Below are 24,657 nucleotides of genomic sequence, written 5' to 3'. Positions count from 1 at the left end.
CTGGGGTATCGAAGTGATTTTTCGGTGTCACCCACTTTTCTTTTCATGCGTAAATTTATTTCCGCTCAGAAGCAACAAATTTCAGCGCATCAGTGATCAACAGCCCACGCCTTCACCTCTTTTCTATAGCTCACGCCCGCGTCGCGTGCCCAAATTCAATCGTTATAATTTTTACACGTGAAAAATTTTATATTGACACGCTGAACAAGCTCTAGCATGTCTAGGGGAGCTCAATCATGGGCTGAAGGCCCTGCCCTTCGGGAGGTTTGCAGTTGGCGACAACTAACGAACCAGCAGGAAAACCGTTGTTCATGTCCCATAGAAGGACGTCCCGGCGAGCGCCGGTCATTCGGAGGAAATCATGTTTCGCAAATCGCTCAGCCGTATTCTCTTTTCCGGCGTAGCCCTGGCCATGATGGCAGGTGCTGCATCTGCCGAAGGCATCGGCGCATCGCTTCTGACCCAGCAGCATCCTTTCTACATCTCGCTCGCAGACGCGATGAAGAAGGAAGCGCAGGCAGAGAATGTGCCGCTGGAAGTCTCCATCGCCAATCAGGATTTGAGCAAGCAGCTCGCCGATGTGGAAGATTTCATCACCAAGGGCGTCGATGTCATCATCATTTCGCCGGTTGACAGCAAGGGCGTCCGCTCGGCCATCAACAAGGCTGAAAAGGCTGGCATCAAGGTCATCACCGTCGACGTTCCGGCCAACAATGTCGATGTGACTTCCTTTGTGGGCACGGACAACTTCGCAGGCGGCGAAAAGGCTGCCGAACTGATGGCAAAGTCCATCGGCGAGAAGGGCAACGTCGCCGTGATCGATTACCCGACGGTTCAGTCGGTCGTTGATCGTATTGAAGGCTTCAAGAAGGGCATCGCCAAATATCCGGACATCAAGATCGTGGCGATCCAGCCGGGCATCACCCGTCCAGAAGCTCTTTCGGCTGCCCAGAACATCCTTCAGGCCAATCCGGATATCGTCGGCATCTTCGGCTTCGGTGACGATGCCGCATTGGCCGCTGCCTCGGCAGTAAAGTCGGCCAAGCTCGAAAACCAGGTCAAGGTGATCGGCTTCGACGGTATGGAAGAAGCCCGTAACGCCGTGAAGAACGACCCGATCATGGTCGGCGTTATTGCGCAGTACCCGGACCAGATGGGCAAGGTCGCGGTTGAAACCGCTGCCAAGGTTATCAAGGGCGAGGAAGTGCCTGCCAAGCAGCCGATCGTTCCGGGCGTCGTCACCAAGGACGGCGAAACCAAGTAACACCGCGTGAAACAGCGACACTCCTCCCAGTTGCTGTTTCCTATCTGCGTGCGGCGGCCCGGCGAACACCACGCGCCTTGCCGCCGCCGCAACCCTTTTTGAATTGCAGACTTCGCTCGCGATCAATCTTAAAATCCGCCTGCGGAACTGAATAACGGAGAGTGGAGGCCCCCAAAGTGACAGATACCGAGACAGCCACCAGATCCGAACGAGAAGCCACGCCGGATACGGTTCTTGAAATTCGCGATGTCGCGAAATCCTTCGGCCCGGTCATCGCGCTGAAGCGCATGAACCTGACGGTGCGTCGTGGTCGCGTGCATACGCTGCTCGGCGAAAACGGCGCCGGCAAATCCACGCTGATGAAGATTCTGGCTGGCGTGTTCAAGCCAACATCCGGCACCATCTTGCTCAAAGGTGAGGCCTATGCGCCGAAGAACCCGCGCGACGCGCGTGCCAGTGGCATCGCCATCGTCTTTCAGGAATTGAGCCTCTCCCGCAACCTGACCGTTGCCGAGAATATTTTCGCGAACCACGAGCCAAGCCGCTTCGGGTTTGTGCGGGAGCGCGAACTGAACGCCGCTGCCGACAAGCTCATTGATGAGCTTGGCCTGCCTGTCGATGCGCGTGCAAAGGTCGGCGATCTTTCGATTGCCCAGCGCCAGCTCGTCGAAATCGCCAAGGGATTGAGCCAGCCTGCTGACATCGTCATTCTGGATGAGCCGACCTCGTCGCTGTCCGATAGCGAAGCTGAAATTCTGTTTTCGATCATCGAGCGGCTGAAAGCGAAGGGCACTGCCGTCATCTATATTTCGCACCGCATGGAAGAAATCATGCGGCTTTCCGACGACATTACGGTTGTCCGCGATGGCGAATATGTCACGACCGCCGAAAAGAGCGAGACCAGCATCGACCGTCTGATCGCGCTGATGGTCGGTCGTGAGATGAACGATATCTACCCGCCACGTGAAGCGCCGCGCCCTTCGGAAAATGTTCCGCCGATTCTGGCGACGAAGAACCTCTCCGTGCCGGGCAAATTCCATGACGTCACCATCGATGTGAAGCCGGGCGAAGTTCTGGGGCTGTTCGGACTGGTCGGTTCTGGCCGTTCGGACGTGATGAAGGCATTGTTCGGGATGCTGCGGCCCACGGGTGAGATCAAGCTCGACGGCGAAGTCATCACGCTTTCCTCACCGACCGATGCTATTCGCAACGGCATTGCTTTCGTGACCGAGAACCGCAAGGAAGAAGGTCTTGTTCTTCCGCATAGCGTTGAGCGCAACATCAACATGGTTGGGCTTGGACAGCTGGCGGGGCCTTTCGGCCTGATGCGCTCCAGAGCAGAGCGCTCCGCTGCCAAGGCGGAAGTGCTGCGTCTGGCCATCAAGACAGCATCCATCGACACGGTTGCCGGATCGCTCAGCGGCGGCAACCAGCAGAAGATCGTGCTGGCAAAGTGGCTGCAGACAAAGCCGCGCATCCTCATTCTCGACGAGCCGACGCGCGGTGTTGACGTTGGCGCGAAATTCGAAATCTATCGCATCATCCGTGAACTTGCCGCCAATGGCGCGGCGATCCTGATGGTTTCCTCCGAACTGCCGGAAGTGCTGGGTCTCAGCGACCGCGTGGCCGTCATGCATAACAAGCATGTCGCTGCCATTGTCGATGCCGATGGCCTCACGCCCGAAACCGTCATGAGCTACGCAGCAGGAATGCACATATGAGCAACGCACAAAATCTTCAGAAGAAAGCCGTGGACGCGGAAGTCCGCCGTTCGCTTTTCAGCTCCCCGCTGATCCGCCAATATGGCGGCATCATCATCTCGCTGGCCGTGCTCTGCGTGGTCTTCGCGGTGTTGAACCCGCGCTTTCTCGCCTTCAACAACTTCATGAACATCATGCAGCAGGTGGCGGTGATCGCCGTTGCCGCCTACGGCATGACCTATGTGATCCTGCTCGGTGAAATCGACCTGTCCATCGGTTCGATCATCGCGGTTTCCGGCATGGTGGCGGCGCAAGCCTTTGCCATGGGCTTCGGCTTCGTACCGACTGTTGTTTTCACGCTTGCGGCGGGCGCCATCATGGGCGGGCTGAATGGTGTGCTTTCGGCAAAGCTGATGCTGCCATCCTTCATCGTGACCGTTGCGACGATGGGCATCTATCGCGGCATGGTCAGCCTGCCGACCAATGGTGCACCTGAAATCATCGAAAACGACACATGGCTCGCCATCGGTTCGGAAAACTGGCTCGGCCTGCCGATCATCATCTGGATTGTCGGCGTCCTGTTCATCTTCAACTATATCCTGCTGTCGAAGACCGTTTTCGGCCGCCGTATCTATCTGTCGGGCGGCAACAAGGAAGCGGCGATCTATTCGGGCATCCGCGTCGATCGCATCAAGATCATCGTCTTCATGCTTTCGGGCGTCATGGCGGCGATCAGCGGCATTCTCCTGTCGTCGCGTCTGTCCTCGGCGCAGACCAATGCGGGCATGGGCTACGAACTCGACGCCATTGCGGCGGTCGTGCTGGGCGGCACCTCGCTTGCTGGCGGCGTCGGCACCATGGTCGGCACCATTCTCGGCGCGCTTATCATCGGTGTCATCAATAACGGCATGAATATGCTGTCGGTGCCTTACTTCTATCAGCTCATCGTCAAGGGCGTGGTCATTCTGGTCGCGGTCTGGCTCGATGTGCGCTCGAAATCCGTTCGTACGTAATCGCGGTGCAGCTTATGAAAAAGATCATCACCATCGGTGAAATCGTCGTCGAGATCATGGCCGTGGAAACTGGCAACGGTTTCAAGTCTGCCATCCCGTTGATCGGCCCGTTCGCTTCCGGCGCGCCTGCGATCTTCATCGATCAGGCGGCCAAAATGGGCCAGCCTTGCGGCATGGTCAGTGCAGTCGGCAATGACGATTTCGGCGCACTCAATGTCGAGCGCCTGCAAAAAGACGGCGTGGATGTTTCGGCCATTGGCGTACATCCGACAGCCGCCACCGGCAGCGCCTTCGTGCGTTATCGCCCCGATGGCAATCGCGATTTCATCTTCAATATCAAGCACAGCGCATGCAGCGCCATCGGCCTGACACCGGAAGCTGAAAAGCTGATCGAGACCGCCGATCACCTGCACATCATGGGTTCTGCCCTGTTCTCCGACGGCATTGTTTCGGCGATCCACGAGGCGACAATCCGCATCAAGGCGAAGGGCGGCACAGTGTCCTTCGACCCGAATATCCGCAAGGAAATGCTGGAATTGCCGGGCATGCGCCAGGCACTGGCCCATGCGCTGGAAAACACCGATCTGTTCATGCCAAGCGGCCCGGAAATTTTCCTCTTCACCAAGGCGACCGAGGAAAAGGCTGCTGTGAAAGAACTGCTGGCCCGCGGTATCAAAGCCGTTGTGATCAAGCGCGGCGCTAAAGGCGCAAGCTATTTCGACCAGTCTGGCGAAGTTTTCGCACCTGCTTTCAAGGTCGATGAAATCGACCCAACCGGAGCAGGCGACAGTTTTGGCGCGGCATTTGTCACCTGCTGGCTGCGCGACATGGCCCCGAAGGAAGCTCTGGTCATCGCCAACGCCACCGGCGCACGCGCCGTTGGTGTCAAAGGGCCGATGGAGGGCACCTCGACCATGGCCGAAATTGAAGCCTTCCTTCAGAAAAACGGAGTTCCAGCATGAGCAGCACGAACGTTCTGAGCGCACTTCCCGCACGTTACGCCAGCGGAACTCGCGGCGGCATCACGTCGATCTGCTCTGCGCATCCTCTGGTGATTGAGGCCGCTCTTCTTGAAGGCATCGCGACCAGCACGGACGTGCTGATCGAGGCCACCTGCAATCAGGTCAATCAGGACGGCGGCTATACGGGCATGACGCCTGCCGACTTCCGCCGCTTTGTGGAAGATATTGCGGCTCGCGTCGGCTTCGACACCAAGCGGCTCATTCTGGGTGGCGACCATCTCGGTCCGAACCCGTGGAAGCATCTGCCTGCCGAAGAAGCCCTGCTGAAATCGGATGTCATGATCGACGCCTTCGTGCGCGCAGGCTTCACCAAGATCCATCTCGACACGTCGATGGGTTGCGCTGGCGAACCGGTTGCACTGCCTGATGCCGTGACCGCCGAGCGCGCCGCGCGTCTGGCCAAGGTTTCCGAAGCTGCGGCCCGTGAAGCCGGATACGACCTGCCGGTTTATATCATCGGCACTGAAGTGCCGATTCCCGGCGGTGCGATGGAAGAAATCGAAGAGCTGGAACTGACCAAGCCGGGCGCGGCGGTCGAGACAGTCGCCATTCACCGCAAGGCTTTCGCAGCACTTGGACTGGAAGACGCCTTTGCCCGCGCCATCGGCGTTGTGGTGCAGCCGGGCGTCGAATTCGGCAACGAGAATGTGGTCTTCTACAACAGCGAAAAGGCGACGGCGCTGAGCGGCGTTCTCAGCGAAATGCCGCAATTCGTCTTTGAAGCACATTCGACCGATTATCAGCCGGTGGAAGCGCTTTCCGATCTCGTTCACGACGGCTTCGCCATTCTGAAAGTCGGCCCCGGCCTGACTTTTGCACTGCGCGAGGCGCTTTACGGTCTCGACCAGATTGCGGCTTTCCTCGACAAGCTGCCGGAAGAAGAAACCCTGCGCGGCAAGATGGAAGCACTGCTTCTGGCCGAGCCGAAGAACTGGGAAAAATACTACCATGGCGATGCAGAAGAACTGCGTCTGCAACGCCATTTCTCCTATAGCGACCGCATCCGCTATTACTGGCCGCATCCGGTGGCAACCGCTGCCGTGGACGCGCTTTTGAAGCGTCTGGAAGGTCGCAAGATACCCGAAACGCTGATCAGCCAGTATCTCGGCACGCTTTATCCGGCAGTCGCATCGGGTGGGATTGAACCGACGCCGCATGCTTTGATGGTGGAAGCCGTCCGCAATGTCGTGCGGATTTACGGCAAGGCCGTCGGAACTCATTAGAGCGGTTCCGGTTGAAACGGAACCGCTCTATGTCTTTGTTTGTACGCATTATCCTACGCAAAACCGCTTCGCACTTTTGCTGGAAATGCTCTGAAACAAAAAGGCGCGGTCAATACCGCGCCTTTCTTTTGCTCAGACCTCTATCGGGCTCTTAAAAGCCTTGAGCCGCAAGGCATTGCTCAGCACAAAAATGCTGGAGAAAGCCATGGCGCCTGCCGCCAGAACCGGCGACAACAGCGTTCCGGTGACAGGGTAAAGAACACCCGCCGCCACAGGGATCAGCGCGACGTTGTAGGCAAAGGCCCAGAACAGGTTCTCGCCGATGTTGCGGATCGTCGCCTTCGATATCGCGATGGCATTGACCACACCGCGCAGATCACCCGACATCAGCACCACATCCGCGCTTTCAATCGCAATATCCGTGCCGGTGCCAATCGCAATACCAACATCGGCAGCAGCCAGTGCAGGCGCATCGTTGATACCATCACCGACAAAGGCAATCCGCTTCCCGCCTGCCGAAAGCCGCTTCAGTGCCTCGACCTTGCCGTCCGGCAGCACTTCCGCAACCACTTCATCGATACCCAGACGCCTTGCGATGGCCTCGGCAGTGCGGCGGTTATCGCCCGTGATCATGGCGACCTTCAGCCCCTGTTCGTGCAGGGCAGCAATGGCCGCTGGCGTGGTTTCCTTCATCGGGTCGGCAACGGTCAGGATTGCCGCGAGCTTGCCGTCGATGGCGGCGTAGAGCGGGGACTGTCCTTCATCGCCGAGACGCTTCGCATCATTGGCGAAGATAGCAACGTCATGACCAAGCTTTGCCATGTAACGATCAGCGCCGATGGCAACCTCATGACCGGACACGTGAGCCTTCAAGCCAAAACCGGGCACAGCTTCGAAAGCCGACACATCCGCGAGCTTCAATCCCTTCGCCTTCGCTGCTTCCACAATCGCATCGGCAATAGGATGTTCGGAGCGTGCTTCAACGGCTGCCACAAGCGCCAGAAGTTCGTCCTTATCAAAACCTTCGACGGTCGCAAAATGCGCGAGTGCGGGCTTTCCCTGTGTCAGCGTACCGGTCTTGTCGACGGCAATAACGGAAGCATCGCGCAGGGTCTGCAAGGCATCACCACGACGAAACAGGACGCCGAACTCGGCTGCGCGGCCAGTGCCAACCATAATGGAGGTCGGCGTGGCCAAACCCATGGCACACGGGCAGGCAATGATGAGAACCGCAATGGCGTTCACCAGCGCATAACCCAGCATGCCCGTGCCGCCGATCGCCAGCCACAATGCAAAGGTCAAAGCGGCAGCCGCCATCACGGCGGGGACGAACCAGCCGGTCACCTTGTCGACCATGGCCTGAATAGGCAGTTTGTCGGCTTGCGCATCCTCGACCATGCGGATGATCTGCGAAATCACCATGTCGCGGCCAACCTTGGTCGCACGGAAGGTGAAAGCACCGGTCTTGTTGATCGTGCCGCCAACCACTTCCGCGCCCTTTTCCTTGGCAACAGGCACAGGCTCGCCGGTAATCATCGATTCATCGACATAAGACGAACCGTCGATCACTTCGCCATCGACCGGGACTTTCTCGCCGGGACGAACTTGAACGATGTCGCCAGCGCGAACATCTTCCAGCGGTACGTCAATCGCTTCGCCATCACGCAGAACCCGTGCCGACTTGGCCTGCAAGCCGACCAATCGGCTGATAGCCGCACTGGTGCGCCCCTTGGCGCGCGCTTCCAGATAACGCCCGATCAGGATCAGCGTGACGATGACGGCGGCGGCTTCAAAATAGACATTCACCGTACCCTCGGGCAGCACTCCCGGAAGAAAAGTTGCAACGACGGAGAAGCCCCAGGCCGCGAGCGTACCGACCACGACGAGCGAATTCATGTCGGGCGTGCCGCGCAGGAGTGTCGGTATGCCTTTCTTGAAAAAGCGCAGGCCCGGCCCGAACAGAACCAGCGTTGTGAGCACGAGCTGCAGATACCAGCTGTTCTGCATGCCAATGCGGTCCATGACGAACATATGGACCGCCGGGATGAGATGCGACCCCATCTCCAGCACGAACACAGGCAATGTCAGAAGGGCGGCGAGGATGACGCTTTTCTTCAGTTCTGCCGCTTCCGCATCCCGCTTTTCGGACTGGGTCTCCTGTTTTTCGCTGCCCTGCTTTTCATCAAGTGACCGCGCCTCATAGCCAGCACTTTCAACTGCCTTGATAAGCTCGTTGACCGATACCTGCCCTGCCAGATCGACATGCGCCCGCTCCGTTGCGAGGTTGACGCTGGCGCGGGTCACACCTGGCACGCCGTTCAATGCCTTTTCGACCTTGCTGACACAGGAAGCGCAACTCATGCCCTCAATCGCCAGATCTATGCTGGCAGCCGGGACTTCATAACCCGCCTTGCGAATGGCATCGATCACCGAAGGCAGATCTGGCGCGCCTTTGAAAGTCACATCGGCGCGTTCCGTTGCGAGATTGACGGAAACCTTGTCGACGCCCGGAACTTTGGACACGGCTTTTTCAACGGATGACACGCAAGACGCGCAACTCATCCCTTCGACGGGCACTGGAAAACTGATGGTTTCGTGATTAACAGGCTTGTTCATGGCAATCCCTTTCATCGCCCGGAAAGGGCATAATTCGAGAGTTGCTCTCTAGATAGTCCTTCCCACCGTTGGAAGGTCAAGCCCTTTTTGAAACAAGGTTCGATCAGGATATTTCGCGACTTCGGGAGACGTGCTCTAACACTACAGTTGCAAATTCGTCAGGCCGTGGCGAAAGAGTGATTTTCGAAAACCGGAGTGGAGCGTACCTCCAGGTATAGTCCCAAAAATTTGCAGACTTTTCGGATAAGGCTATGCGCCAGAGAAAGCTACGTGGGCACCGGAACGCAGACAAATTGCTCTTTGCAGCCCGGCATCACGAAGAATGCAACTGTAGTGCTAAATCGGCAATCTGTTATGTGCCGCAGGCATTTCCAGACCGACATTGCTGCGATTTTGAATGAACGAATGCACGTCGCCAGCAGGCATTGGCCGCCCGGTCAGGAAACCCTGCACCTCACCAAAACGCTCGGTCTTCAGACGCTCCAGCTGTTGGGCGGTTTCCACGCCCTCAGCCGTCGTGACAATGTTGAAGCCCGCGCCAAGCGTCGCGACGGCCTGAATGATGGCCAGATCGCGCGTATCGACTTCGATGCCCGAAACGAAACTGCGATCAATCTTGATTTTATCGAAAGGAAATGATCGCAGATAACTGAGCGAAGAATAGCCGGTCCCGAAATCGTCCATAGCAATACGAACACCCAGTCGGCGCAGTTCGAACAGCAGCTCGATATTGTTCTTGCTGTTCGACAGGAAGACCGACTCCGTGATTTCAAGCTCAAGTCTGTCCGGTGAAAGACGCGCCGCTTCAAGCGCGTCCGTAACCGAGTGCAAAAGCGTTGTCTGGCTGAACTGGACCGGCGAGAGATTAACGGAAACCTTGATGTCCTCCGGCCAGAGAACAGCCTCCCGACATGCCGCCCTTAGAACCCACTCGCCAATCGGTCCGATCAAACCTGTTTCTTCTGCCAATGGAATGAACTCTGCAGGAGAAACCATGCCCCGCTCTGGATGACGCCAGCGGATTAGCGCTTCAAAACCGGAAATCTTGCCGCTCTCAAGATTGAATATCGGCTGATAGTGAAGCTCGAATTGTTCATCCAATAGAGCCTGGCGAAGTTCACCGGTCATGACATAGCGCTTCTCAGCCGCCAGGCGCAGGGAATGCTGATAGAAACGGAATGTGCGACGTCCACCAGATTTCGAGGCGTAAAGCGCTAGATCGGCATTGCGCATCAGCACATCTGGGTTGTCGCCATGCAATGGCGCCTGGGCAATCCCCATGCTGCAGGTGACGAATTCCGAATTGCCCACCAGCTTGAACGCATCCTGAAAAGCCGAAAGAATGCGGTCGGCAAACATCGCGATCTGCCCCAGTGTGCCGCTGCGATAAACGATAGCGAATTCGTCACCGCCCAGCCGGGCAATGAATTCATCCGGGGTCGTGATTTGCTTCAAACGATGCGCCACTTCCTGCAAAAGCTGGTCACCCGCCTGATGGCCGATACTATCGTTGATGTTCTTGAAATGGTCGATGTCGAGATAGAACAAGGCGAAAGGCTGGGAATCTCCGCCCTTTTTCAATAGTCCCTCAACATGGTGGGAGAAATAGGCGCGGTTCGGCAGACCGGTCAGACTGTCATGCATGGCAATATGCGCCATGCGTTCTTCGATCTCACGCCGTTCGGTTATATCCTCAAGGAGACCAATCAAATAACGAGGTTCATTCCCTTCGACGGGCGGAATCGAGCATTTTATGATCCGCACCGTGCGCGACGTTCCATCCTTGCGCTCGATCTTGCGTTCAACACTCAACACTTCCCGACGCTGCATTGCCATTCGGTCCTGCTGGCTGATGACAGCTGCTTCGCGCTTGGGGAAAAGATCCAGGTCTGTTGACCCGATAGCCTCGTCTATCGGCTGTCCGCTCGCCGCGGATGCTGCCTGATTGTAGAGCACATAACGACCCTCATCGTGCATATCCTTGACGAAGACGCCTAGCGGCAGATTGTTGACGAGACTGTCCAGTAAGGTTTGGGCGTGAGTTGCCTGACGATTGGCCGCCGCCAATTCTGTCCTATCCTGAACAATAGCCAGAATTGCTTCCTTGCCATCGAATATTACCTGGCGTCCATAGGTCAGAACGTCGATGGTTTCACCATTGGCGCGCAGATGCTGCCAGCGCTCCGGTCGCTCAAGATCGCTTCGGTCCCGTATAGCGGCAAGCATCCGATCCCGTTCGGTCTGTGGGCGAATATCGAGCACTGTCATGCCCGGAATCTCGTCAGCAGTATAGCCGTAGAGCCGGTAGGCTGCGTCATTCATCACGATGAAACGCAGTGTTTCCGGGTCATAAACCCACATAGGTGTCGGATGGGTTGTAAAAAGGATGCGGAAGTCCGGTTCGGACGCGCGCGCCATCGTGTCTTCAGCTGAAGCCGAAGCGCCCTTCCGCTTCCTCATCGCAAACCCCTCATCCGACTGATCCTACAGGATAATTCCGACCCATCTCACAAGCAGGCCGTCTTGTTTCATAGCACTATGAGCAACACGCGGAAGATGCACCCCGAACATAGATTAAAGCCGAGAATTTTAATAAACCATATACAAATCGAGGGTCGATTTAAGGAATTTCTTCTAAGCCACACTTTTTCCATCGCTTGACCAGCTTCAACTTCCGGCCTATGCCTACAGATGCAAAATTCGTTGGGGTGTCTCGAAAGAGGCTGAGAGACGCATTCTCGCGTTAACCCATTGAACCTGATCCGGGTAATACCTGCGTAGGGAACGGAGTTTGGCGCGTCGCGGACCGGGAATATTCCCCAATGGAGCTCAGGCTCCGCTCATGTTCATGGCGTCTCATCTTCCGTTCGGAATGAGAGACGACATATGGACCAAAAACACAGTTTCTCCCGAACAACATCGACAAGCGACCGGGCGTCGCCGATACCGATATGCGTGACCATCGCCGGTTCCGACAGCGGCGGCGGTGCTGGCATTCAGGCCGATCTCAAGACATTCTCCGCGCTCGGCGTCTATGGCGCCAGCGTCATTGCCGCCGTCACTGTGCAGAACACGCGCACCGTCAGCGCCGTACACGATGTCCCGGCAGACATCGTCGCCGGGCAGATCGACGCCGTATTCAGCGATCTCAATGTCGCGGCGGTGAAGATCGGCATGGTTTCGGTGCCGGAAACCATCGAGGCCATCGCGCGCGGCCTTGCGCATTTTTCCGGGCCCATCGTGCTCGACCCCGTCATGGTGGCAAAATCCGGCGACCGGCTTTTGAGCGAAAACGCCATTGCGCTGTTGCGCCGGAAACTGTTGCCGCAGGCCACGCTTCTCACCCCGAACCGGCCCGAAGCTGCCTGTCTGCTCGATTGCGATACGGCACGCAACGACGGCCAAGCCGAGGAACAGGGCCGCGCTCTGCTCGAAATGGGCGCGAAAGCCGTATTGATGAAGGGCGGTCATGCGGAAGGCAAAATCTGCGTCGATCTGCTGATCCGCCGTGACCAGCCCACCCTGCGCCTCGAAGCGCCGCGCATCCTGACTGCCAACACGCATGGCACAGGCTGTACGCTCTCTTCGGCCATCGCGGCGCAACTGGCAAAAAACCTGCCGCTCGAACAGGCACTGCAAACGGCACATACCTATCTGCAAGGCGCAATCCGTGCCGCCGATACATTGAAAGTCGGTCACGGCCATGGGCCGGTGCATCATTTCCACAACCTCTGGAACACAACTACAGGGGAGACCGTCTGATGCGCGTTACCATTATCGGCGCGGGCGTTGCCGGATTGGCCACCGCCGCCGAATTCACCGATCAGGGCCACGCCGTCACCGTGATTGCCAAGAGCGTGGAAATCGGGTCCGACAGTTGCTCGTGGTTTGCGGGTGGAATGCTTGCCCCATGGTGCGAGGGCGAGAGCGCGGAAGAACCGGTCGTTCGCCTGGGGCAGGAAGCGATTGGCTGGTGGGAACGGCACGTTTCGACAGTCCATCGCAAGGGTACGCTTGTGCTCTCGCACACACGCGATGCGACCGAACTTCGTCGCTTTGCCCGCAGGACGGAGGCATTCGACACCATTGATCAAGTGCAGATCGATGCGCTGGAACCAGACCTTGCAGGCCGTTTTCGGCAAGGACTTTTCTTTGCAGGCGAAGGCCATCTCAACCCGCGCAAAACGCTGATTGAGCTCGCCGAAAACCTGCAGAAGAAAGGCGTGGTCTTTCATCTGGGGCAGGATGCGAAAGACGTAAAAATCGAGGCCGACATGACCGTCGATGCGCGCGGTCTTGCAGCGCGTGATCAGTTGCAGGACCTGCGCGGCGTCAAGGGTGAGATGCTGGTTGTCCGCTCACGCGACATCAATCTCAAGCGGCCCGTGCGCCTCCTGCATCCGCGTATTCCGCTCTACATCGTGCCGCGCGGCGACGGCGTGCACATGATCGGCGCGACGATGATCGAAAGCGGCGAGCGATCCGGCATCAGCGTGCGCTCGACGCTGGAACTTTTAAGCGCCGCCTATGCGCTGCATCCAGCCTTCGGCGAGGCGGAAATTCTCGAAACGGGCGTCGATGCGCGCCCCGCATTTCCCGACAATCTGCCCCGCGTGAGACGGCGTGGCAAAACCATCTATGTCAACGGGCTTTACCGCCACGGCTTCCTGCTTTCGCCGGCGATAGCGCGCATGGCGGTTGCGAGCGCGACCATGCCGGAAGATGCGCCGGAACCTATGCCAGAATTTGTGGAGGACTACGCATGACAATCGTGCTGAACGGTGAGGTCATCACCACGGCAGCCGCCAATCTGGCGGCGCTGCTCACCGAGATCGAGCTGGATGAAGCGGTTGTTGCAACCGCGCTGAACGGCGAATTCGTGGCCAGCGACGAACGCGCAGCCACGCTCCTGTCGCCTGGCGACCGCATCGAAGTTCTGGCCCCGATGCAGGGAGGCTGAGATGCTCGAATTCTACGGAAAAACGTTTGAAAGCCGCCTGCTGCTCGGCACGGCGCAATATCCATCGCCCGCTATTCTTGCCGATGCGGTGCGCGCCTCGCAGGCCGGAATCGTTACCGTGTCGCTGCGTCGCGAAAGCGGCGAGGCCCGCGCCGGACAGGACTTCTGGGCGCTGATCCGGGAGCTGGGCGTGGCCGTTCTGCCCAACACGGCAGGCTGCCACACGTCGCGCGAAGCAGTGACCACCGCCCGGATGGCACGCGAAATCTTCGGCACCAACTGGATCAAGCTGGAGGTGATCGGCGATCACGACACGTTGCAGCCTGACCCGTTCGGTCTGGTCGAAGCAGCACGCACGCTCTGCGACGATGGCTTTGAGGTCTTTCCCTATATGAATGACGATCTTGTCGTCGCGGAAAAGCTGATCGAGGCCGGTTGCAAGGTGCTGATGCCCTGGGGTGCGCCCATCGGCTCGGGCCGTGGCCTCAACAATCCTTATGCGCTGAAAACCATGCGGGCGCATTTCCCCGATATTCCGCTTGTTGTCGATGCCGGCATCGGCGTGCCGTCCCACGCGGCGGCGGCGATGGAACTGGGCTATGACGCCGTGCTCATCAACACCGCCGTTGCCAAGGCTGGCGATCCGGTGGCCATGGCGCGCGGTTTCGCGCTCGCCATCGAAGCCGGGCGGCTCGCTTTCGAAGCGGACGCCATCGAAGCGCGCGACATGGCCGCCCCCTCTACTCCCCTTCTCGGAAAGGCATTTTTGTGATGGCCCTCGATCCGTTTTACCCGATTTTCGACAGCGCCAAATGGCTTGAACGCATGGTGCCTCTCGGCGTCAAGCTGGTGCAATTACGCGTCAAGGATAAGAGCGAGCCCGAACTGCGCAGTGAAATCCGCGCCGCACGGGAAATCTGCCTTGCACATGACTGCCAGCTCATCGTCAACGACTACTGGAAGCTGGCGCTGGAGGAAGGCTGCGACTTCATCCATCTCGGACAGGAAGATCTCGACGATGCCGATCTCGACGCCATTCGCGCGGGCGGCCTGAAGCTCGGCGTTTCCAGCCATGACGAAGCCGAACTCGACCGCGCTTTGTCGGTCAAGCCCGACTATATTGCGCTCGGCCCCATCTATCCGACCATTTTAAAAAAGATGAAATGGCACGAGCAGGGCCTGCCCCGTCTTGGACAATGGAAAGCACGGATCGGCGATATTCCGCTGGTTGGGATCGGCGGCATGAGCGTCGAGCGCGCACCGGGCGTTTTCGAAGCGGGTGCCGATATCGTTTCCGTCGTCACCGACATCACCCTCAATGCCGACCCCGAAAGCCGCTTGCGCCAATGGATTGAAACCACGCGCGCGTTCGCCGGAAAAGCTCTGGAGCAGACCCCATGAAAAAGATTGCCTTCGCCGCCCTGTTCGGCCTCGCTTTCACCACTGCCACTTCGGCTCACGCCGACGACAAGCTCAAGCTCATTCTCGACTGGTATGTGAACCCCGATCACGGTCCCATCATCGTCGCCGACAAGCTCGGCTATTTCAAGGATGCCGGGCTGGAGGTGGATATCGTCGCGCCCGCCGATGCATCAACGCCCACCAAGATGGTGGCGGCAGGACAGGCCGACCTCGCCATTTCCTATCAGCAGCAGGTGCATCTTCAGGTGCATGAAGGCCTGCCGCTTATCCGCGTCGGCACGCTGATCGACTCGCCGCTCAACTGCCTGATGACCCGCGACGATGGATCGGTGAATTCCATCGCCGATCTCAAGGGCAAGAAGATCGGCTATTCGGTCGCCGGAACCGAGGAAACATTGCTCGGCACCATTCTCGGCCAGCACGGCGTCAAACTCTCGGATGTCGAGCTCATCAACGTCAATTTCTCGCTGGCGCCATCGCTGATGTCGAAACAGGTCGATGCCGTGATGGGCGCTTATCGCAATGTCGAATTGAACCAGATGGCCGTCGAAGGCGTGCCCGGCAAATGCTTCTTCGTCGAGGAAGAAGGCGTGCCGGTCTATGACGAGCTGGTCTATGTCGCAGCTTCCGACAAACTGGACGCGGCGGAAAAGGACAAGATTTCGCGCTTCCTGTCGGCCACAGAGAAGGCTGCGCAATATATCGTCAATCACCCGGACAAGGGCTACGAGCTGTTTTCATCCTACAGCACGGAACTGAAGGACGAGCTGAACCAGCGCGCCTGGAAGGACACGGTTGCCCGCTTCTCGCGCGCACCTGCGAGCCTCGATTATGGCCGCTGGCGGCGTTACGAAGCCTATCTCAAGGAGCACAATCTGGTGCCCTCCATCCTGCCTGTCGAGAAATTCGCCATCGACGTCAACGCGGAAGGGAGCAAGTCATGAGCCAGCCACAGCCGCATTATTCATCCGAACTGTTCACGCGCCTGCGCGCCGCGACCCTTGATGACTGGAAGCCCTATATCGATCATGCATTCGTGCGCGGATTGGGTGACGGCACGTTACCCAAGGCGGCCTTCCTGCATTATCTCCGTCAGGATTATGTCTATCTGCACCACTATGCCCGCGCCTTTGCGCTTGGCGTCGTCAAGGCCAATACATTACAGGAAACTAGGCTTTGCGCCCAGATCATGCATGGTCTGGCTGTGACGGAACTGCCACTTCATGTCGGCATCTGCGCCCGTGAAGGGATCAGCGAAGACGAGCTTTATGCAACGAAGGAAGAGCCGGAAAACCTCGCTTATACGCGCTATGTGCTCGATTGCGGACAGGCGGGCGACTTTCTCGACCTGCTGACAGCGCTCGTGCCCTGCGCGCATGGTTATGGCGAAATCGGCCTGAACCTTGCCGTGACCGCCCTGCCCGGTACGCCTTATCAGGAGTGGATCGACACCTATGCGGGGCCTGAATATCAGGACATGTGCCACACGGTCGGCAAACTGTTCGATCAGGCCGCAAAGGACCGTATCGGCGACAACTTCGAGAAAAGCCCGCGCTGGCCAAAGCTCTGCCAGATTTTTGCCACCGCAAGCAGGCTCGAAGCCAATTTCTGGTCTATGGGTTTGAAGGCCGGATAGTGAACGAAGCACTCCCGAACCGAAGCCGGAAAAAGCGCGCTGCCGACGGCTTGCTGTCGGCTGCCATAGCGCTTGCCATCTGGCAGGCGGTGGTGAGCATCGGCCAGATGCCGCGCTTCATCCTGCCCGGCCCGCTGGATGTGGTGCAGTCACTGATCGGCAACGCCGGGCTGATTGCCGAGAACGCCGCCGCCACTATCGGTGAGGTGTTGGGCGGCCTCCTCCTTGGCAGCTCGGTCGGCATCGCCACAGCCATCGGACTGATGATGTCGCCGCTGGCGCAGCGGCTTGTCATGCCCGCCATGGTTTTCAGTCAGGCGATCCCCATCTTCGCGCTCGCCCCCATTTTGACTTTGTGGCTTGGCTATGGACCGGCGTCGAAGATCGCGGTCACAGTGCTGATGATCTTCTTTCCCGTCGTTTCGACCTTCTTCGACGGTATGCGTCGCACCGAAACGAGCCTGATCGACGCGGCGGAAATTCTGGGGGCCGGACGCATGGCGATCCTCTTTCGCATCCGCATCCCATCCGCCTTTCCTTCGCTGGCGTCGGGCTTGAGCCTCGCCGCCGTCTATGCGCCCATCGGCGCGGTGGTAGGCGAATGGGTCGGTGCATCGAAGGGCCTCGGCTATCTGTCTGGTTGTGAGACCTCATTGGCATAATAAAGCACATCATCTACTTTGGCCATGAGTTCGTCGTCAATTGCGGGTTTGTAAACAGGGTTGGCGAGGCGAGCGTTCTTCTCAATATGTTGCTTTACTTTGTCGACGGGCGACATTCCCGAAAGAACCCGCTGTCTTCGTCGATTGTAGGCATGGTTGAAGCCGATGAGCAGTGTTTCGAGATCTGCATGGCCGGCGACATTGATACCGAGAACTTCGCTCGCGACACGACCGTTAAAGCGTTCCACCATGCCGTTAGTCTGGGGCGTATATGGCTTTGTCGTACGGCGGATGACTTTGAGTTTTGCGCAGGCTTCTTCGAAGGCATCGGCGGTGAAGCATGATCCGCGATCAGTGAGCACATGCGTGATGCGGAAGGGAAACGCCTTTCGTGTCTGGCTCAAGAAGGCAACTGCATTGGCTGCATTTTCAGCATCGTAAACGGCCAGATGTACGAAGCGCGAACAGCGATCGATTGCAACATAAAGATAACGCTTGCGTATCTCTCCATCTGCGGTCCGCAGCTTCGGTAAATGTTTGACGTCAATATGGACGTAGCCCAGATCATATTCGCGAAAGCGGCCCTGTCCTTTGGTCGGAAGGGTTGATGGTTTTGCGGGACGCCTGTTCAGACCTTCAGCCTTCAGGACACGATAGATGTTGTCGCGGTTGAGATGCGGCAGAAAGTGGCGAAGGACGAAAGTCAGATCATCCAGTGGAAAGCCCGTTGCGCGTCGCACCGCGCAGATGATGGCACGCTCTTCCTCCGTGACGCGCCATGGCAAACGCTTTGGACGGCTCGAGCGATCCTGGACAGCATGCTCTCCCCGTTTGCGCCATTTGCGCACTGTTTCATCGCTGATGCCATAGCGTCTGGCGATGACACTTGTCGGCTCCGTTGATCGGGCGATCTCTGCTCGTACTGCAGGGGTCGTTCGCGCTTGAGGATGGATTTGCATCATCACAGGGCCTCATTAATCATGGTTTCGAAACGCCAGGCATTTTCAGCAATAGCCCATCCTACCTCATCCCAATGATGTTCCGCAACCAAACAGCTTATCTGATGCTGCTCGCCAATGGACGCGCCAAAGTGGATCTGATGTTCGCCTGCCTGTTCGTGCTGGCGGCCTTCACCATGCTGCTGCATGGCACGGTGTCGCATTTCGCCCGCAAGCTTGCCGCCTGGCCGCGAAAAGCCGCATAAAAAAACCGGCGGGGAAACCGCCGGTTTTTTTGCATTCACTCACACAACAATCAGGCCAGCGTATAGGCTGTCTTGACGGTGGTGTAGAACTCGGCGGCATAGCGGCCCTGCTCGCGCGGACCGTAGCTCGAACCCTTGCGCCCGCCGAACGGTACATGGAAATCGACACCCGCGGTCGGCAGATTGACCATCACCATGCCCGCTTCCGAATTGCGCTTGAAATGCGTGGCATATTTCAGGCTCGTCGTGCAGATGCCCGACGACAGGCCGAAGCTCGTATCGTTGGCGGTAGCAAGCGCTTCTTCATAATTCTTGACGCGGATGACCGAAGCGACCGGGCCAAAGATTTCCTCGCGGCTGATGCGCATCTGGTTGGTGGCTTCGGTAAAGAGTGCTGGCTGGAGATAGAAGCCCGGTGTTTCGCGGTTCAAACGTTCGCCGCCAAAAGCAAGCTTTGCGCCTTCCTTGCGGCCGATCTCGATATAATCCATGTCCTGCTGAAGCTGGCTTTCATCCACGACCGGACCGATATGCGTGCCCTGCTTCAGGGCATTGTCAACCACGACGCTTTTCAGCTTTTCAATCGCAGCAGCGACAAACTTGTCGTGAATGCCTTCGGTCACGATGATACGTGAAGACGCAGTGCAACGCTGGCCAGTCGAGAAGAAGGACGAATTGACGACGGACTCGACCGCGACATCGAGATCGGCGTCATCAAGGACGACGACCGGGTTCTTGCCGCCCATTTCGAGCTGGAAGCGGCGGTTGTGCTCGATGGATGCCGCCGCAACGCGCTTGCCCGTACCGGTCGAGCCGGTGAAGGTGACGGCCTGAACGTCCGCACTGTCCAGAATGGTCTGGCCGACGACCGAGCCCTTGCCCATGACGAGGTTGAGAACGCCCTTGGGCAATCCCGCACGATGTAGGATATCGACAATCGCCCAGGAGCAGCCCGGCACGAGGTCGGCCGGTTTGAACACGATCGTGTTGCCGTAGCAAAGTGCCGGAGCGATCTTCCAGGCCGGGATGGCAATCGGGAAATTCCATGGCGTGATGATGCCGACGACGCCAACCGGCTCACGGGTGATTTCCACACCGATACCCGGACGGGCAGAAGGCAGAACCTCGCCCGCCAGACGCAGGGCTTCGCCTGCGAAGAAATCGAAAATCTGGCTGGCGCGGATGGTTTCGCCGATGCCTTCGGCCAGCGTCTTGCCTTCCTCGCGAGACAGGAGACGGCCAAGCTCGTCCTTGCGTGCCAGGATTTCATCGGCAGTTTTGCGCAGGATGGCATGGCGCTCCAGAATGCCGGAACGCGACCAGGCCGGGAAAGCGGCCTTTGCAGCGGCAATGGCTGCCTTGGTGTCTTCGGCAGTTGCCCGCGCATAGGTTCCAACGACATCATTGGTGTCCGAAGGATTGATGTTGGCGATCCCGTCGCCGCCGACCCATTCGCCCGCAATCAGATTTTGATGAACTGTCATGAACTCTCCCTGTGCGCCGCACGGCTCTGATATATCTCAGGACGACCCTTCACCCATGAGCGGCAGAATTGCAAGGCCGGAGCTGTCCTGTAACGGAAAAAGTGAAAATATCCGTTCGGCAAAGGGCTGAAAGCTGGATCAGCGCCCCTTAAAACAAGGCTTGCAAATTTGTCACAGTCAAATGGCTGGATAGAAAATTCGTCATTTTGCGCCTTGGCAAAAATTTTTGCTCATTTATTGTGCAACCATCTGCAACACTGGCAAGAGGTATGAGATGCGTGTCTATTACCCATTCCCCATGGTGCCCAGTGTTAATGCGGGCGCGTCCAAGCTTTAAGTCTTTGGCCCGCATTGCAGGCTGAGGCCTGAACGCCCTCCCTAAAAGGGCATATTCCTAACAACTTCCAAATTTGCCGCAGCCGTCACCGGCTGTTTGTTTTGTCTTTGTTTTCACGCATTGTCCGACGCAAAACCGCTTCGCACTTTTGCTGGAAATATTTTTACAGGAACCAGAGTCCGTTTAAACCCGGCCTGGTATTATAGATATGACTCGGTTTCGCATCGATTTCCGGGGACCTGCCTTCCGCAATGTCCTCGGCTACACTTTCGGCCATTGGCGAAGTCAGCCCTTGCGACTGACGCTGATGATAATCGGTATGCTGCTTGCAACAGCCGCAGATGTTCTGACGCCGCTCTATTCCGGTCGGCTGGTGGACGCATTGTCGCTTGGCGGCGACAGTGGGTGGGATGCCGCCATTCATGCCCTGATCGTCCTGCTTGCGCTGGGTGCGCTGGCGCTGATCACGCGTCAGTTGACCTTCTATGTCATCACGGACTTCACCTTGAAGATCATGAGCGACATGGCAGCAAGCTCGTTCCGCAAGCTGCAGCGCTTTTCGACCGACTGGCATGCCAATGCCTTTGCCGGATCGACGGTGCGCAAGGTCTCGCGCGCCATGTGGGCCCTCGACCTGCTCAACGATACGCTGATCGTGGCGCTGTTGCCGTCAATCCTGATGCTGGTTGGCTCCGTGGTGCTTCTATCGTGGTACTGGCCGCTGATGGGGCTGCTGGTTGCAATCGGGTCGGTGCTTTTCATCGTCTGCACGATCGTGATCTCGCTTGGCTTTGTTGCGCCTGCGGCAACGCTTGCCAATAGCTGGGACACGCGTATGGGTGGCGCTTTGGCCGATGCCATTTCGTGCAATGCGGTTGTCAAGGCATTTGGCGCGGAAAGCCGTGAAGATGTGCGTCTTGCAAAGGTCGTTTCCAAGTGGCGCGGTCGCACACGCCGCACATGGCTGATCGGTACGCTGAATGGCTTCATTCAGGGTGCGAACCTGCTGGTGATGCGTGGCGTGGTTATCGCCTTTGCGCTCTATCTTTGGAGCCAGGGCAAGGCCACGGCGGGTGATATCACCTTCGTCCTGACAGCTTTCTTCATGCTGCAAGGCTATTTGCGCGACGTGGGTATGCATATCCGCAACCTGCAGCGTTCGGTCAACGACATGGAAGAGTTGGTCGACATCGAGGCACAGCCTTACGGCATTGCCGACAAGCCAGGCGCACCGGCGATCAAGATCGGAAACGGCGAGATCACGTTCGATCACGTCACTTTCCACTATGGCAACCACGAAGCCGCTCTCTATCGCGACTTTTCGGTCAAGATCGAAGCTGGCGAACGGGTTGGTCTGGTTGGCCATTCTGGCTCGGGCAAGACGACATTCGTCAAGCTGATCCAGCGGCTTTACGACGTCAGCGGCGGCGCGATCCGTATTGACGGACAGAACATCGCCGAAGTCACACAGGCATCGCTCAGATCGCAGATTGCCATCGTGCAGCAGGAGCCAATCCTGTTTCACCGGACGCTGGCCGAGAACATCGCCTATGCCCGCCCCGGCGCGACACAGGCGGAGATCGAGGAAGCTGCACGCCTTGCAAGCGCGCATGACTTCATCAGCCGCCTGCCGAAAGGCTATGCAACGCTTGTCGGTGAACGTGGCGTGAAGCTTTCGGGCGGCGAGCGTCAGCGTGTCGCTATTGCCCGTGCATTTCTGGCAGATGCACCGATCCTTATTCTGGATGAAGCCACATCGAGCCTCGATTCAGAATCGGAAGTGCTGATCCAGCAGGCAATGGAACGGCTGATGGTGGGTCGTACAACGCTTGTCATTGCGCACCGACTTTCGACGGTCCGTGCACTTGACCGGCTGCTGGTCTTCGACAAGGGCAAGATCCTTGAAGAAGGCGACCACGACGCGCTGATCCGCAAGCCGGGCGGCATCTACCGCCGTCTGTTCGAACGGCAGGCGCTGGAACTGACCAAGGGACTGGAAGACGTCTTTTCGTAATCCAATCTCCTATATAGCCATGAACAGGGCTGGATCAATTCCGGCCCTGTTCTCATTTTAAATGCTCCATTCATCATCCATTCAGATCACGGTGCGTATCACTCGCGGCCCAAGCGTGCCTTGACATTTCCATGACAGAAATGTGACAGGCTTTTTGTGGAAGTTCGGGAGTTGGTGAGTAAAACATGCCGGGTGTGATGGAAAATACCGCAGCGCGTCGCTGGAGCGATGCCGCGATTTTCGGGCCTGCCCGTATTGCCTGGCCGCTGCGCCTCGCAGCAATTACGCTTGCTTCCATCGTGCTTTCGACGCTGCTGGTTTTCGCTGTCGAATGGATCGTGCGCGGCTCATTCACCGACACGATGCAGTTCTTCCGCACGCCGCATAAGCCTGCATGGACGACGGTTGCGCTCTTTGTCGTCGTGCTGACGGCGAGCGACGCCATTTTCGGACGGATTCACTATGGCTTCTTCGTGATTGGCCCGCTGGCGCTGATTGCGGCCACAACCGCACGCGAAAAGAGCCTTTATCTCGGCGACCCGCTTTATCCGAGCGACTTTCTCTACGCCCGTCAGATCGTCGATCTCCTGCCGCTTCTGGTGCGTGACCGCCCGTGGAGCGCGGTCGGCATAGCCCTGCTTCTCATTGCTTCGGCAGCAGTGATGATAACCGTGACATTGTTCTGGTGGCGGCGCTTCGATCCAATCCCGTGGAAGGGGCGGATGCTGCGTCTTGCCTTTGCGCTACCATTACTCGCCTGGTTCGCGGTGATTTCTGACTATGCCAGTTTTTCGCTCGCGCGCGACCGTCTGCGTATTCTGCCGATCATGTGGGATCAGAAGGAAAACTACGCCCATAACGGCTTTACCATGGCCTTCATCCTGAATGTGCCGATGGCTACCGTCTTCGCTCCGGAAGGCTATTCTTCGGAAGCAATTGCCGCCATCGAACCGCCAGCACAGTTGATCCCTGCTGCCTTCGATACCAGCAAGCCTGACGTCATTATGGTGATGAGCGAATCCTTTTGGGATCCGACGCGCCTTCCGGGCGTGGCTTTCAGCGCCGATCCGATCCCGACAGTTCGTGCCGAACAATCCGGTCATGTCTTCTCGCCGGAATTCGGTGGCATGACTGCCAATGTCGAGTTCGAGGCTCTGACCGGGTTTTCCAAAGCCTTCCTGCCCTCTGGCAGTATCCCTTATCAGCAATATGTCCGCCGTCCCCTTCCCTCGCTTGCAAGCTTCTTCAAGGATCAGGGTTATGCGACACGGGCCATCCACCCCTATCGCCAATGGTTCTGGAACCGCGGCCCCGTTTATGAAAGCATGGGCTTCGACCGGTTCATGTCGGAAGAAAACATGCCGCCGCTGGAAAAGCGCGGCGCACTGGCTTCCGACGCTGCCTTGACCGATGAAATCATCCGCGAAGCAGATTCCATGGATGCGCCATTCTTCTTCTTTGCCGTCTCGCTGCAGGGACATGGCCCTTACGAAGCCAATCGTTACCCGGATTCCAAACTTGAGGTGCAGACTGACGCCAGCGAACATACGCGCCAGTCGATCCGTTCCTATTCGCAAGGCGCGATGGATGCCGATGCGAGCCTTGCACGGTTGATGGAATGGGCATCGAAGCGCGACCGGGAAACCATTCTCGTCTTCTTCGGCGACCATCTGCCTCCACTTGGCCCCGTCTATGTCGAGACCGGATTTATGACAAACCGCGTCGCAAGCCGTACGGCACCTGCCGCCGATATGATGTTGCAGCACGAAACGCCGCTTGTTCTCTGGTCAAACAAGCGCGGCGCCGAGCGGGGAACCGGCACGATCAGCCCTGCCTTCCTGCCGCTGCACATTCTGGACATGGCGGGTATGCAGCACCCCTACTACACAGGCTTCCTGCGTCAGTTGCATGAGCAATACCGGGTCGTCGATAATCATGCAATTTTCGACCGGTCGGAGAAAGCCGAAGAAGGCTGGCAACAAAGGCCGCCATTCCCGCCACTCCTGCGCGATTATCAGATGCTGCAATATGACATGATCTTCGGCAGCAATTTTGCCCGCGAGCGGTTCTTCCCCGGCCCGCATTCACAAAGCTGACCTG

The 24,657-nt window shown here is 57.9% G+C and carries 18 protein-coding genes, 2 pseudogenes and 1 riboswitch; of the genes and pseudogenes, 16 read left to right on the top strand and 4 right to left on the bottom strand.

Annotated elements, in window-relative coordinates; all coding sequences use genetic code 11:
• Positions 1–361: 361 nt before the first annotated feature.
• The 5 genes from HWX93_RS13455 to HWX93_RS13435 all read left to right on the top strand — a co-directional run bounded on the left by HWX93_RS13455 (position 362) and on the right by HWX93_RS13435 (position 6,222).
• On the top strand, positions 362–1,264 hold the full coding sequence (locus tag HWX93_RS13455; protein ID WP_151555470.1) for a substrate-binding domain-containing protein: 903 nt from the start codon (positions 362–364) through the stop codon (positions 1,262–1,264).
• Between the two features lie 176 nt (positions 1,265–1,440).
• Positions 1,441–2,985 (top strand): sugar ABC transporter ATP-binding protein, encoded by a 1,545-nt coding sequence (locus HWX93_RS13450; protein ID WP_151677290.1) that lies wholly within the window; start codon positions 1,441–1,443, stop codon positions 2,983–2,985.
• Positions 2,982–3,977 (top strand): ABC transporter permease, encoded by a 996-nt coding sequence (locus tag HWX93_RS13445; RefSeq protein WP_078338347.1) that lies wholly within the window; start codon positions 2,982–2,984, stop codon positions 3,975–3,977. Before HWX93_RS13450 ends, HWX93_RS13445 begins: the two co-directional genes overlap by 4 nt.
• 14 nt (positions 3,978–3,991) lie before the next feature.
• The gene (locus HWX93_RS13440; RefSeq protein WP_151652214.1) at positions 3,992–4,939 is read left to right on the top strand and encodes a sugar kinase; all 948 of its coding nucleotides are present in this window, start codon (positions 3,992–3,994) and stop codon (positions 4,937–4,939) included.
• Positions 4,936–6,222 carry a D-tagatose-bisphosphate aldolase, class II, non-catalytic subunit gene (locus tag HWX93_RS13435; RefSeq protein WP_176037612.1) on the top strand — a complete coding sequence of 429 codons (1,287 nt, stop codon included), beginning with the start codon at positions 4,936–4,938 and terminating at the stop codon, positions 6,220–6,222. Before HWX93_RS13440 ends, HWX93_RS13435 begins: the two co-directional genes overlap by 4 nt.
• Before the next feature lie 132 nt (positions 6,223–6,354).
• Here HWX93_RS13435 and HWX93_RS13430 read toward each other — a convergent pair whose 3' ends face one another.
• Positions 6,355–8,838, bottom strand: a complete 2,484-nt coding sequence (locus tag HWX93_RS13430; protein ID WP_109985935.1) for a heavy metal translocating P-type ATPase — start codon at positions 8,836–8,838, stop codon at positions 6,355–6,357.
• 336 nt (positions 8,839–9,174) lie between these two features.
• Positions 9,175–11,298, bottom strand: coding sequence for a putative bifunctional diguanylate cyclase/phosphodiesterase (locus HWX93_RS13425; protein WP_109985934.1), 2,124 nt, complete (start codon positions 11,296–11,298; stop codon positions 9,175–9,177).
• 234 nt (positions 11,299–11,532) lie between these two features.
• Positions 11,533–11,639: riboswitch (TPP riboswitch) on the top strand.
• Between the two features lie 85 nt (positions 11,640–11,724).
• Here HWX93_RS13425 and thiD point away from each other — a divergent pair.
• The 8 genes and pseudogenes from thiD to HWX93_RS13385 all read left to right on the top strand — a co-directional run.
• Positions 11,725–12,600 carry a bifunctional hydroxymethylpyrimidine kinase/phosphomethylpyrimidine kinase gene (thiD, locus tag HWX93_RS13420; RefSeq protein ID WP_109985933.1) on the top strand — a complete coding sequence of 292 codons (876 nt, stop codon included), beginning with the start codon at positions 11,725–11,727 and terminating at the stop codon, positions 12,598–12,600.
• Complete coding sequence (gene thiO / locus HWX93_RS13415; protein WP_109985932.1) at positions 12,600–13,604, top strand: glycine oxidase ThiO; 1,005 nt, start codon at positions 12,600–12,602, stop codon at positions 13,602–13,604. Before thiD ends, thiO begins: the two co-directional genes overlap by 1 nt.
• Positions 13,601–13,798 carry a sulfur carrier protein ThiS gene (gene thiS / locus HWX93_RS13410; protein ID WP_109985931.1) on the top strand — a complete coding sequence of 66 codons (198 nt, stop codon included), beginning with the start codon at positions 13,601–13,603 and terminating at the stop codon, positions 13,796–13,798. Before thiO ends, thiS begins: the two co-directional genes overlap by 4 nt.
• A gap of 1 nt (position 13,799) precedes the next feature.
• Positions 13,800–14,570 (top strand): thiazole synthase, encoded by a 771-nt coding sequence (locus HWX93_RS13405; protein WP_109985930.1) that lies wholly within the window; start codon positions 13,800–13,802, stop codon positions 14,568–14,570.
• Positions 14,567–15,199: a thiamine phosphate synthase gene (locus HWX93_RS13400; RefSeq protein WP_176037611.1), complete on the top strand. Its 633-nt coding sequence runs from the start codon at positions 14,567–14,569 to the stop codon at positions 15,197–15,199. The genes HWX93_RS13405 and HWX93_RS13400 overlap by 4 nt, the downstream gene beginning before the upstream one ends.
• Complete coding sequence (locus HWX93_RS13395) at positions 15,196–16,164, top strand: ABC transporter substrate-binding protein (protein ID WP_109985928.1); 969 nt, start codon at positions 15,196–15,198, stop codon at positions 16,162–16,164. The genes HWX93_RS13400 and HWX93_RS13395 overlap by 4 nt, the downstream gene beginning before the upstream one ends.
• On the top strand, positions 16,161–16,856 hold the full coding sequence (gene tenA, locus HWX93_RS13390; protein ID WP_109985927.1) for a thiaminase II: 696 nt from the start codon (positions 16,161–16,163) through the stop codon (positions 16,854–16,856). The genes HWX93_RS13395 and tenA overlap by 4 nt, the downstream gene beginning before the upstream one ends.
• Positions 16,856–17,491, top strand: a pseudogene (locus HWX93_RS13385) (ABC transporter permease); the annotation flags it as partial. The gene tenA and the pseudogene HWX93_RS13385, both read left to right, overlap by 1 nt.
• Here the strand turns inward: HWX93_RS13385 and HWX93_RS13380 are convergent.
• Positions 17,485–18,480, bottom strand: a complete 996-nt coding sequence (locus HWX93_RS13380) for an IS481 family transposase (protein WP_176037610.1) — start codon at positions 18,478–18,480, stop codon at positions 17,485–17,487. The pseudogene HWX93_RS13385 and the gene HWX93_RS13380 sit on opposite strands and share 7 nt — an antisense overlap.
• 95 nt (positions 18,481–18,575) lie before the next feature.
• Here HWX93_RS13380 and HWX93_RS13375 point away from each other — a divergent pair.
• A pseudogene (locus HWX93_RS13375) lies at positions 18,576–18,722 on the top strand (ABC transporter permease); the annotation flags it as partial.
• A gap of 50 nt (positions 18,723–18,772) precedes the next feature.
• On the opposite strand, the gene HWX93_RS13370 reads toward HWX93_RS13375, so the two are convergent.
• Positions 18,773–20,206 carry an aldehyde dehydrogenase family protein gene (locus tag HWX93_RS13370; protein WP_061344881.1) on the bottom strand — a complete coding sequence of 478 codons (1,434 nt, stop codon included), beginning with the start codon at positions 20,204–20,206 and terminating at the stop codon, positions 18,773–18,775.
• Between the two features lie 545 nt (positions 20,207–20,751).
• On the opposite strand from HWX93_RS13370, the gene HWX93_RS13365 reads away from it, so the two are divergent.
• Together HWX93_RS13365 and HWX93_RS13360 are read left to right on the top strand one after the other, a co-directional pair.
• Positions 20,752–22,557, top strand: a complete 1,806-nt coding sequence (locus HWX93_RS13365; protein WP_109985925.1) for an ABC transporter ATP-binding protein — start codon at positions 20,752–20,754, stop codon at positions 22,555–22,557.
• Between the two features lie 185 nt (positions 22,558–22,742).
• Positions 22,743–24,653 carry an LTA synthase family protein gene (locus HWX93_RS13360; protein WP_109985924.1) on the top strand — a complete coding sequence of 637 codons (1,911 nt, stop codon included), beginning with the start codon at positions 22,743–22,745 and terminating at the stop codon, positions 24,651–24,653.
• The last annotated feature ends 4 nt before the right edge of the window (positions 24,654–24,657 follow it).

The sequence above is a fragment of the Brucella tritici genome, assembly GCF_902825325.1.
In the GTDB taxonomy this organism is placed as follows: domain Bacteria; phylum Pseudomonadota; class Alphaproteobacteria; order Rhizobiales; family Rhizobiaceae; genus Brucella.
The sequence above is the reverse complement of the archived record's forward strand: the minus strand, read 5'-3'. Positions and strand labels throughout refer to the sequence as shown.

Bases quoted from the DNA above. Each gene is read 5' to 3' on its own strand.
- tenA (WP_109985927.1), top strand. From the start codon at position 16,161: ATGAGCCAGCCACAGCCGCATTATTCATCCGAACTGTTCACGCGCCTG.
- HWX93_RS13455 (WP_151555470.1), top strand. From the start codon at position 362: ATGTTTCGCAAATCGCTCAGCCGTATTCTCTTTTCCGGCGTAGCCCTG.
- HWX93_RS13380 (WP_176037610.1), bottom strand. From the start codon at position 18,480: ATGATGCAAATCCATCCTCAAGCGCGAACGACCCCTGCAGTACGAGCA.
- HWX93_RS13430 (WP_109985935.1), bottom strand. From the start codon at position 8,838: ATGAACAAGCCTGTTAATCACGAAACCATCAGTTTTCCAGTGCCCGTC.
- thiD (WP_109985933.1), top strand. From the start codon at position 11,725: ATGGACCAAAAACACAGTTTCTCCCGAACAACATCGACAAGCGACCGG.
- HWX93_RS13370 (WP_061344881.1), bottom strand. From the start codon at position 20,206: ATGACAGTTCATCAAAATCTGATTGCGGGCGAATGGGTCGGCGGCGAC.
- thiO (WP_109985932.1), top strand. From the start codon at position 12,600: ATGCGCGTTACCATTATCGGCGCGGGCGTTGCCGGATTGGCCACCGCC.
- HWX93_RS13360 (WP_109985924.1), top strand. From the start codon at position 22,743: ATGCCGGGTGTGATGGAAAATACCGCAGCGCGTCGCTGGAGCGATGCC.
- HWX93_RS13425 (WP_109985934.1), bottom strand. From the start codon at position 11,298: ATGAGGAAGCGGAAGGGCGCTTCGGCTTCAGCTGAAGACACGATGGCG.
- HWX93_RS13365 (WP_109985925.1), top strand. From the start codon at position 20,752: ATGACTCGGTTTCGCATCGATTTCCGGGGACCTGCCTTCCGCAATGTC.
- HWX93_RS13440 (WP_151652214.1), top strand. From the start codon at position 3,992: ATGAAAAAGATCATCACCATCGGTGAAATCGTCGTCGAGATCATGGCC.
- HWX93_RS13405 (WP_109985930.1), top strand. From the start codon at position 13,800: ATGCTCGAATTCTACGGAAAAACGTTTGAAAGCCGCCTGCTGCTCGGC.
- HWX93_RS13445 (WP_078338347.1), top strand. From the start codon at position 2,982: ATGAGCAACGCACAAAATCTTCAGAAGAAAGCCGTGGACGCGGAAGTC.
- HWX93_RS13435 (WP_176037612.1), top strand. From the start codon at position 4,936: ATGAGCAGCACGAACGTTCTGAGCGCACTTCCCGCACGTTACGCCAGC.
- HWX93_RS13395 (WP_109985928.1), top strand. From the start codon at position 15,196: ATGAAAAAGATTGCCTTCGCCGCCCTGTTCGGCCTCGCTTTCACCACT.
- thiS (WP_109985931.1), top strand. From the start codon at position 13,601: ATGACAATCGTGCTGAACGGTGAGGTCATCACCACGGCAGCCGCCAAT.